Source organism: Candidatus Methanomassiliicoccus intestinalis Issoire-Mx1 (assembly GCF_000404225.1).
In the GTDB taxonomy this organism is placed as follows: Archaea; Thermoplasmatota; Thermoplasmata; order Methanomassiliicoccales; family Methanomassiliicoccaceae; genus Methanomassiliicoccus_A; species Methanomassiliicoccus_A intestinalis.
Map to the genome: position 1 here is coordinate 396,197 of NC_021353.1, position 10,100 is coordinate 406,296.

9 protein-coding genes are annotated in these 10,100 nt (G+C 42.6%); 6 read left to right on the forward strand and 3 right to left on the reverse strand.

Features of this window, described 5'->3' with window-relative positions; genetic code table 11:
* Nucleotides 1–417 precede the first annotated feature (417 nt).
* Nucleotides 418–942 carry a cysteine hydrolase family protein gene (locus tag H729_RS09380; protein ID WP_020448311.1) on the reverse strand — a complete coding sequence of 175 codons (525 nt, stop codon included), beginning with the start codon at nucleotides 940–942 and terminating at the stop codon, nucleotides 418–420.
* 122 nt (nucleotides 943–1,064) lie between these two features.
* Here H729_RS09380 and H729_RS01910 point away from each other — a divergent pair, with 122 nt between their 5' ends.
* Nucleotides 1,065–1,502, forward strand: coding sequence for a hypothetical protein (locus H729_RS01910; RefSeq protein ID WP_020448312.1), 438 nt, complete (start codon nucleotides 1,065–1,067; stop codon nucleotides 1,500–1,502).
* Between the two features lie 30 nt (nucleotides 1,503–1,532).
* Here H729_RS01910 and mptA read toward each other — a convergent pair whose 3' ends face one another.
* Complete coding sequence (gene mptA / locus H729_RS01915; protein WP_048133808.1) at nucleotides 1,533–2,432, reverse strand: GTP cyclohydrolase MptA; 900 nt, start codon at nucleotides 2,430–2,432, stop codon at nucleotides 1,533–1,535.
* A 453-nt stretch (nucleotides 2,433–2,885) separates the two neighbouring features.
* Between mptA and H729_RS01920 the strand changes: the two genes are divergently transcribed.
* The 5 genes from H729_RS01920 (at nucleotide 2,886) to H729_RS01935 (ending at nucleotide 9,644) form a co-directional block, all read left to right on the forward strand.
* Nucleotides 2,886–6,974: an InlB B-repeat-containing protein gene (locus H729_RS01920; protein ID WP_020448314.1), complete on the forward strand. Its 4,089-nt coding sequence runs from the start codon at nucleotides 2,886–2,888 to the stop codon at nucleotides 6,972–6,974.
* A 74-nt stretch (nucleotides 6,975–7,048) separates the two neighbouring features.
* Nucleotides 7,049–7,696, forward strand: a complete 648-nt coding sequence (gene rnhB / locus H729_RS01925) for a ribonuclease HII (RefSeq protein ID WP_020448315.1) — start codon at nucleotides 7,049–7,051, stop codon at nucleotides 7,694–7,696.
* Nucleotide 7,697: 1 nt separating this feature from the next.
* Nucleotides 7,698–8,030 (forward strand): SCP2 sterol-binding domain-containing protein, encoded by a 333-nt coding sequence (locus tag H729_RS01930; protein WP_020448316.1) that lies wholly within the window; start codon nucleotides 7,698–7,700, stop codon nucleotides 8,028–8,030.
* A 1,238-nt stretch (nucleotides 8,031–9,268) separates the two neighbouring features.
* Nucleotides 9,269–9,403, forward strand: a complete 135-nt coding sequence (locus tag H729_RS10195) for a hypothetical protein (RefSeq protein ID WP_256365362.1) — start codon at nucleotides 9,269–9,271, stop codon at nucleotides 9,401–9,403.
* Between the two features lies 1 nt (nucleotide 9,404).
* Nucleotides 9,405–9,644, forward strand: coding sequence for a hypothetical protein (locus H729_RS01935; RefSeq protein WP_020448317.1), 240 nt, complete (start codon nucleotides 9,405–9,407; stop codon nucleotides 9,642–9,644).
* Nucleotides 9,645–9,718: 74 nt separating this feature from the next.
* Here the strand turns inward: H729_RS01935 and H729_RS01940 are convergent, their stop codons facing one another.
* Nucleotides 9,719–9,979 (reverse strand): hypothetical protein, encoded by a 261-nt coding sequence (locus H729_RS01940; protein ID WP_020448318.1) that lies wholly within the window; start codon nucleotides 9,977–9,979, stop codon nucleotides 9,719–9,721.
* Nucleotides 9,980–10,100 lie beyond the last annotated feature (121 nt).

The window sequence follows — 10,100 nt, forward strand, 5'->3', positions numbered from 1 at the left end:
TGCCCTCTTGCGAGGACGGGTTCGTAACGTGAACCAATCGTTGGCTGAATTTACATCCAGTCAAGGATTGCGACCTTGATATCATCTACGGTCACAACCGTCCAGATCGAGACGCGAAAGCGACTCATTCGAATCACCTCCTGCGACAAATCTCCAGACACGGCAGGATCGGTTACCAGGCTTCTCCTACCGAGTCTGGCTCAGACTTACCGCAAAAGGGACCAATGAGTCCCTTTTATTTATTTTCTCTCTTTTTATAAGCCGTTGGTTTAGAAATTAGCAACTTTTACCAAACATGTATTTTGATAAGATTGATTATTTTGTAGGCAGTTGTGAATACATTATATGTTTGAAGATGGAAACTTCAACTGATGAACATTAAGAATAGTATCTGAAGAATGCTGAATTTCTGCAGACTCAGATCTTCACTTTCTCCAGGTTCTCTTTTACTTCTTCAAAATTGTAAGTTTTACAAAGCTGTTCTGCCGCAGTATTCATTTTCTCATCATTGGATATGATAGCATCTTCCATCAGGAAAGGAATCAGGCCGTTGTCGAAAGCTGCAAAGTATGTGGACATCACGCAGTACTGTGTGATCATGCCTGCAATCAATATGTTATCGCAGCCGCTTTTCTTAATCACATCTGCCAGTTCAGTCTCGCGGAAGCTGTTCATGTGCCGCTTGTAAACTGTGATGTCTGAAGAGTCTGTCACAATTCCCTCGAAGTACTCATCTCCTTCCGGCCCCATGTCTGGATGGCCGTGGCTGTTGCCCAGGTATTTAACAAAGATTACAGGTCTGTCTGCTTCTCTAAACATCCTTGCTGCTCTGTTGATATTCTCAATCTGCCTTTCAAACGGCACATCGACTGAGAACTTTTTTTGTACATCGACTACTACCAACGCCAGCTTACGCTCGTTTTTGTCAGGGATGTCTATCATTCAAGTCTGAAACAGCATTTCAGCCTAAAACATTGTGCTGCTACTGATATCTGCAGAAAATTCAATTTTTTGGTGCGAATCAAACCTCACACTATATGATCTTTCAATGTTTCTAAGATTAGATGTCCGGCATAGAGAAACAAATCAAGCTGCTGTATTCAAAAGACCGTAATGAAGCATATGAAGCGCTGAAAGAACTTCAGAAAATTAGTTTCGAGTCTGACAAAGTCTATGCGCATCTGGATGAATTCATTTCCATGCTTGACAGTGAAAATTCTTATCTGCGCAGCAGAGGTCTGACGCTGATTGCCTCTAATGCCAAATGGGACTGCGCCAAGAAGATTGATACTGTCATTGATAACTATCTGCAGCACATCACTGATGCAAAACCAATCACTGCAAGATGCTGCATCAAGACTGTCAGGGAATTAGCTAAGTATAAACCCGAATTGAAAACTAAAATCATTCATGCCCTGCAGAATGCAGATCTGTCAGCGTACAAAGACAGCATGCAGCCGCTGATCCGCAGAGATATCGAGGAAGTCTTAGCAGAGTTATGAACATAAGAAAAAATAAGGCAGCTGAGCTGCTTATTTTTGTCTTAAATCTCCGAGAGTGGCAGTGCGCTCGGCGAAGGCGTTGTGTTTGTGAATTGATTCTTCGCTCTCGCTTCTCACTGTCAGTTTTACAGAATCGGGAAGATCTGTGTACTTTTCAACAACCTTCATGAGAATTGTGCGTACCACATCTTCTACGAACTTGGGGTTCTGGTGAGCTCGGAGTACTACGGCGGCTTCATCGTCTCTTTTGAGAAGCTCGTGGGTAGAGGAGGAGAATGAGCTCTCCAGAAGGTCTATCATTTCATCAGCTTCAACATCGCATTCTTCAGGAGTCTCCACAATCAAAGTGGCAACGTTTCTCTGGTTATGGGTGATGACTGGCAGATCATCAGCAAATACGATGGAGCCTTTGTGAAGCTCCCTCACAGTCTCCATGGCGCAGGGGCAGGCGGTCATACCGACAACTTCAACGCCGATGGTTTTCTTCAGTGGTTCTGAACCCTCACTCACAGACTTGGCAAGTATCTTAAAAGTCTCAAGCGTCTTCTTTCCGCTGGGTCCGGGACGTTCTGTAAAGTATTCCGCCGACATGTTAACTTCAGCGTACGTAGCATACTCATGTTTCTGCCTTAATTTGTGACAGATTTCAGCAGCTACTACTTCGATTCCTTGAGCAGGGGTCTCAAGAGTAGAATTGATAACTTCGTTAATGGCTTCCAGATTGCGGGAAAGATGTGATCCTTTTTGAGTAGGAGGTAGATCTACAAATACATCGATATTACAGAATAAAGTTGTAACCTTTCCTGTTCTGGATACTTTAATGGGCTTTCTGACATTGGTAACACCCACTCGTGTCAGAAGGTAACTGCCATCAATTCTGCGGTTCTGAACGTCACTTTTAATGTTAACCACCTTTACGACATCTCGCATAGTCTCGGTATCTATATATTATGCGTACCTACGCATTTAGGCTGTAGGTAATCTCATTTTTTTCTCTAGAAGCGGTTATATGCCTCAGATTAAAACTTCAGCATACCCTGATTGACCCTTTCAGTCAAAATGTCTGAAAATCACGCTGCTCTGGAATCTTTTTGAATTATGGTTGGTTTAAATACTGCAGATATATCAATTTCAGCTCAATATTGATAAATCTATTCTAGTCTAGAGATTGAATATTTTTTTACAGCTCGGAATATAAACATGTTTTATATACAACTGAGTCCAAAAGAGCTTATTTGACGGATGAAAAGACGATTGGAGTTTAGTGATAACTGTAAGCTTAGGAGGATTACAGCTGCTCCTTTCTGATTTTATCCGTGTGCGCCTTTAGGCGCCTAAACCTGAAAATCGGATAGTACACAACTATCCAGGCAAGGTGTATAGATGAAAACTAAGAATACATTAGCGATAGCGCTAGCTCTAGCCTTGGCGATGATTCTGGTGCCTGCGGCATCAATCATTGCTGATGACAACAGCGCCGGGGATTCTGAATTGTATAATTCAGGCGTTGTGCTTGGAGTTGGTCCGGTAGACCACGTTGAGTGGATAGACGATGCCGGAACGCAAACCACAACCATCAGATTTTATGCTGACGGAGATGCCATAACAGTTGCATCAGCAACTGCTGATCCTGAAGGTTCAGTTCTGCTGATCACATTCTCTGACGGGACAACTCAGACTTTGAACCCGGCAGAATACGGCAGTCAGCCCAATAAGTTTGTAAACATTTTCGGCGGCAGCAAGAACGCAGCAGTCGCTTCTTCCAGTGTAACAATTGACAGCGGTTACATCAACGCTGTTTATGCCGGAGGATTCGGAGAAAGTGCGGCAACTTCCGCTGACGTCACAACAACTTCGCTCGTAATGAACGGAGGATACGTTACCAACGCCATTTACGGCGGAGGTCTGCTGTATTCCACAGTAGGGAATGCAGACGTAACTATGGAAGGCGGCCACACTCAGTTTATCATGGGCGGAGGAGCCTGCTACATTTCCCCTACACAGAGTGCCGGTACAGCAGATAATCCGTACCCAAGCATTACAGGCAAAACAACAATCAACATGAATAACGGCACCGCCGATTACATAATGGGCGGAGGCCAGGGATACGCATTAATCAATGATGCGGAAATAAACTTCAATGACGGAACTGCTACAGAAGTAATCGGCAGCGGTTCCAACGGTACAACAGACAACTCCGTCATAAACATCAAGGGCGGAGAAGTAAAAGATTATGTCTTCTCAGTTAACAGAGGAGCAGTTGCAGACAGTGCAACGATAAACATCACAGGCGGAACAGTTGCAAATGCTTACGTGGGAACATCTCAGGATTCTTACGACACAACTGGTATAATATCAGGATCCGCAAGCCTCAATATCACCGGCGGCGATGTTGAGTCAGTATACTTAGGAACAGGAATAAACAATGCCAACGTAAACATCAATGTCGGCGACAGAACAATTCTTGCAGAAGGTGGATCCATATCTTCTTCTGATAAAGATTATACTGTTGCACCCGGCAAAGAGTGGAACATTGAGAGCGGCAAGTTGATAGTACCTTCTGGCGGCAGTATCACACTCGAATCTTCCGCAGATGCACGCGGCGTACTCAACATCAACGACAACGCTTCCCTCATCTTAGACGGAACTTTAAACACAGACGCTCTCAACCAGATATCTGGCAGTGTGCAGGTGAGATCAGAGGGAAAAATCAACTATGATTTCAACGGCACTAAAACAACATTCGCATCTTTCAATGATGACAGCCAGATTAAATTAAACGGTCAGTCAGCAACAATGAGCTTCGGACCAAGCAACGATTTTGATCCCGCTGATCCCAAAGCTACAGCTGTAGACATCGGATTAGTTGACGGAAGCTTTTCCATCAATGCTGACGAGGGATACACAGTCACACCTGATGCTACCTTAACTGTCGGTCCAAACGCCACTTTAACAGTTCCTGAAGGCAAAACCCTCTACATGTACGGTGATATGACCGTTGACGGCACTTTCGTCAACAATGGAGATTTCCAGGTTGTAAAGAGTGCTACCAATGTGCCTAACTACCCTGGTGTAGACTTCGGTAAAGAAGCAGGAAATATGGTAGTATCTACTACCGGAACAATGATCAACCGCGGAACCGTTGAGATCAAAGACGGAACTTTCACCAACAACGGAACCGTAACCAGCACAACTCCTATACCAGGAGTACCAAATGTAAAACCTCTCGTAGAACTGCCTGACGGGGTAATAACAGGTGACACAATCACATTTAACCTCGACCCAAGCAAAGTCTACGATCTTTCAGAGATAATCGTCCCTGACGATATCAGGAATGTTGTCGTCAACGGCAACAACGCTACAATCCTCGGTCTGAGAATAGAAGTACCAGATGGAGGAGCAAACGTAAGAGTAGAATGCTTACACTTTGAAAACAGAGGCCTTCTCATCAGTTCAGCTGATGTAGCAGACCAGTGGACAGGCGACGTCACAGTCAGGTTCAACACATTCAACAACATAACTGAGCCTGTCAGCGAAGACATGCCGCTTGTCGCTGCCATTGCCATCTTCGGCAACACGGACAGCACGATCTGCATTGATCAGAACGTAATCAACAACGTCAGAAATGCAGTAGACATTCCAGCTCCATCATCAAATGATGATGTTTTATCATCTAAATTCATCAGCCCATACATCGGATCTGGAATAATCATTGCAACAAACGGTGAAGTTACAGACAAATCACTCGTTCTGATTTACAGCAACACAATCTCCAACATTGAAGGAGATGCAATCTTCATCACCGGACAGTTCGAGCGTGTACACATAAACGACAACACGATTACCAACTGGGACAGCGCCGATGACGCAAACGGAAGAGCAATCGAATTCATCATGGCAGGCTATGCTGCAGATCTTAAAATCTCTTACAATACTTTCAACAAAACATACGTTGAACCGCTGAATTATCTGATGGGAAACATCCTGACAGTAACAGGCTGGGACAACGGAACACCTAAGATCGTTTTCGAATACAACAAGCTGAACCTAGAGAATCTGCCAGACAACATCACCGGCATAACCGATGAAAGGCTGACAGACATCTACAACACTGATGCAGATGACAACATAGAGAAATACACCGTAGATTTCGATCTTAACGGAGGTTCATGGAGCCTGCTTACCACTGGGAACTTTGTCACAGGCGGAGCCGGCATCGATCAGCCTAACGTTTCACCATCAAGAGAAGGATACTACTTTGCTGGATGGACACTCAACGGCCAGGCTTACGAGTTCGGTACACCAATAACCTCAGATATAACCTTAGTGGCAGCATGGGTAGCATGTCCAGTCCCTCAGACTTATACAATAACGTTTGAGTCTAACGGCGGATCTGCAGTTCCTTCCCAGACAGTCAACTACGGCGGCTTAGTAACTGAACCAAGCAACCCTGTTAAAGACGGTTTCGTCTTCGGCGGCTGGTACTGCGATGCAGCTTTTACATCTCCTTACAACTTCTGCAACCCTGTATACTCCAGCTTCACCCTTTACGCTAAATGGGTGGCAGCCGGAGAGACCTGTACCGTGACATTTGATGTCGGCGGTAACACTTCTCAGGTTACAGTTGTGAAAGGCACACCTGTCGCTAAACCTGCCGATCCAGTTAAAGACGGCTATACCTTCACCTGCTGGACTCTCAACGGTCTTCCATACAACTTTAACGCACCTGTTATGTCTGACATAACTCTCTGCGCTAACTTTGTCATCGGATCATACGAGCAGAACGGCGGGGAGACAGTAGTCAACGTCGACAACAGCGAAATTATACAGGCAGTTCAGGATGCTGATAAATCCGGAGCAAATTCCTTCGTTCTGATTGATGCTTCCGGCCTTACCGGTACCGAGATTGTCAGTATCAGCACATCTGCCCTGCAGACAGCTCTCGATGAGATGTCTTCAACAGGCATCAGCAAAGTGAATATTCTCTTACCACAGGGAACATTCACTCTCGATTCGGCTGCAATTTCCAGCATTCTTAATGATCTGGGAGAATCAGTATCTTTTGTCATTGAAAAGGTCGATGCTTCCAAACTCAGCAGTGCTCAGTCCAAAGCAGTCGGAGACAGACCAATCTACGAAATCAGCATAAGGAACGGAGATGAATCAATCACATCCTTCGGCGGCAACAAGATTAAAGTGGCCTTAGCCTACGACCTCAAAGAGGGCGAGGATGCCTCTAAGATCTGTGTCTGGTACGTCAATGATGCTGGAGAAATCCAGACTGTTGATGCTACCTATGAGAACGGATATGTGATCTTCGATACCGACCACGCTTCCTTCTTTGCTGTAGGTTATGATTCCGCAGCCGGCAGCAGCGATGACATAATTTATTATGTCTTGGCCGCCGCACTGGTAATCATCCTGGTAGCAGGTATTGCTGTCTACATGATGCGCAAGAAACAAACCATTTAAGGCCGCTCTGCGGTCTTTTTCTTTTTTTATTTTTCCAGCAATAGTTATTATATCAATTCTGAAGTACGGCGGCTGTGATCTGCGGGATCGATGAAGCAGGGCGGGGCCCGGTAATGGGACCGCTGGTAATTGCGGCTGTTGCTGCGGAAGACGATCTGCGCTTCCGTGAGCTGCAGGTAAAAGACTCTAAACAGCTTACAAAGAAGAAGCGCGAGGAGCTTTTGCCGTTAATCAAGGAATGTTCTCAGACTGAGACTTTAGTCATCTCCGCTGCAGAAATCGATTCTTATCGCCTCACAGGTTCCCTTAATGATCTGGAGGCTGAGGCCTTTGCCCAGCTGCTGAACCGGTTAAAGCCTGAGACAGCTTATGCCGATGCTGCCGATGTCAATGAAGAAAGATTTGCCGCCGTTATCCTTGAACATGTGGATTTTAAAGTAGATCTTTTTGCCAGACACAAGGCTGATATGCTCTATCCAGTTGTTTCCGCGGCTTCGATTGTTGCCAAGACTCTTCGTGATGAGCTCATCGATACAATAAGTGCTGAATTCGGTGAACCGATCGGTTCCGGTTATCCCGGCGATGAGGTTACAAGAAATTTCATCGAGCGCTGGATCAGGAAAAACGGGACTTTCCCGCCGCATACACGGACTTCTTGGAAAACAGCCAAGGACTTATATTCCCAGGCCAAGATCACGAAAATCACAGATTGGATTGATTGAAATGTCAGTAGAACCTATGATTCAGGAATTAATCGATAAATTCAACACTAAAGTCGACAGCGATGAGAAGCTTAGAGATGAACTTAAAGGTCTGAGCAAAACCGCTTTTATCGACTTGGGCGATGAGAAATATAATTTCACCCTCAAGGATGAGCATATCCAGAATTTCTCTGCTGGAGAAATTGAAAATCCTGATGTAACTATAACCTCCGATCCTGAGACGTTTATGGGGGTCATGGAAGGCAAGATCAAACCGATGAAAGCCTTTGCCCTTCGTAAAGTGAAGATTAAAGGTGACATCAGCGACATCATGAGCTTGAGAAAGCTCTTTTAATCTTTTTTTTAACACATTTTTTCTTTGATTTCAATATTGATCTCAATCAGAGCTCATAATTTTCGATGAACAATAATTTCTTTGTTTTTTAGTCAAATGAATAATGAGCATTAAAGCAAAATAGTTTGATTTTTTGATTGATTTTACATGTATGTGATGAAATTAAAGTCTCGAGAAATTTCGCGATGATTGATGTGCTGCCTCGAATGCCTGCATATGCTTTCTGATCGATCTAATGCTGCCTGCAATGCGTTTCAAGCCGTTTTGAACTGTTTTAAGCTTGTTGTTAATTTGATCAATGAGATGCGTTTCTGAGCATGCCTGCAAAGCTTAGGAAGGCAGAGAAGCAATCAATCGCTTTGATCGTTACAATCGATTTAATGACGCGTTTAAGCTTTGCATATGTGATTTATCGCGTACGCGCGCAAAGCAGGCGGAGAAGGCGTTTATGAAGCGTTTTAAGTGTTTTTAGCAGGCAGATTACTGTCTGTTTTCTTCTTGAAATTCGAAAGGTTATACGCGTAATTTCTCATCAAAAAGCGTCGATTTTTTGAAAAATTTCGAAAAGCGAAAAGGGGGCAAACTTGACTTAAAAAGACGGGCAGGGGGCTATGCGTATGCGCACGCGCGCGCACATTATAAGCAACCTTTGCGAAAACGATCACTGCAGGAAATTCATATTTAATAAATTTTCCCGTTTAGATATTTAAATATATCTCAAATTTAACGTTGAAGTATTAATTTTATTGTATTTCGTTATCGATATTATAATTATTGATTTAGGTTATCTTAAATTAAACGTTTTCTCAAAAGACTTTTGAACTGCATGTTTTGTCATTTCTGCTGTTATCCTCTTGTTTTTGCTCATTTTTGCTCCTAGGTACTTTCACCTCATTTTAACTGCTTTTTAATGCGATTTTTCTTCTTGTTATTTTAATGCTGATCATTCGAATTCTGATTGAAATTTCCTTCAAAAATCAAGGCAGGTACTTTCACTCACCCCCCTATCAAATTTATAAATATTAATCGGCAGACTGATCTCATGCTTGTTTAAATCATGCAGAAAAATATGAAATTTAAAACAGAAAATGAGGTAGATAATAAGCAGTGAAAAACAAGAAGAAGCAAGTGAAAACAAGACGATGTATTCAAAACTAAAATGATTAAACGTCTAATAAAATGATCGAAGATTGAACGAAATAAAAGAAGTCAGTTTTCACTGACAGGAGATGTATATTATGATGAGAACCTCAAAACTCGAAATAAAAAGCATATCTGCAACAGGCAGAATGAAAGAATCGAACGAAGAAAGAAACAACTTAGAAGAAGAAAGAATGAAAGAATCAAACGAAATGATAAAGGAGGCTTTTTGAAATGAGTTTTTGGCAGTGCCCTGCATGTGTCAGAGAATCATACTTCTGCGACAAAACTCATTTGAAACTTCATTTGATGAGCGATCATAACATTTCAGGAAGAACTCTTTCGAAAATAATCGAAGGACTCATACCTGCATTTGAAGAATCAATCATTGATAAGAAAGAAGTTTCAGAAAATAAGATTGAATTAGAATCAAAACTTCAGGAAGAAAAAGAGGCTGATCAACATGCATTATGAATCGAATAAATCATCAATCGAAAATGATGCATCAATCATTCTCAACATCATTCCTGCCGACGAGAGAGAAATAATCAATCAATACATAATTCGTGAGTGCATGATCTCACACTCATACTGCGAAACTGCATCAGCTTGATAAATGAAATTCTGCATGTTTTAAACAAGCAACTTCGCTCAATCATTTTTTCTTCAATCACTTCTTCTTCAATCATTTTTTCTTCAATCACTTCTTCTTCAATCACTTCTTCTTCAATCACTTCTTCTTCAATCACTTCTTCTTCAATCACTTCTTCTTCAATCACTTCTTCTTCAATCACTTCTTCTTCAATCACTTCTTCTTCAAAACATTCTCTCTTTTTACTCTCGATTTTTCTGATGTGTCTTTATTGAATTTCATAAATATTTATAATATGTATTTCAGACATTCAATACATGCAGTATATCCTACTGGAT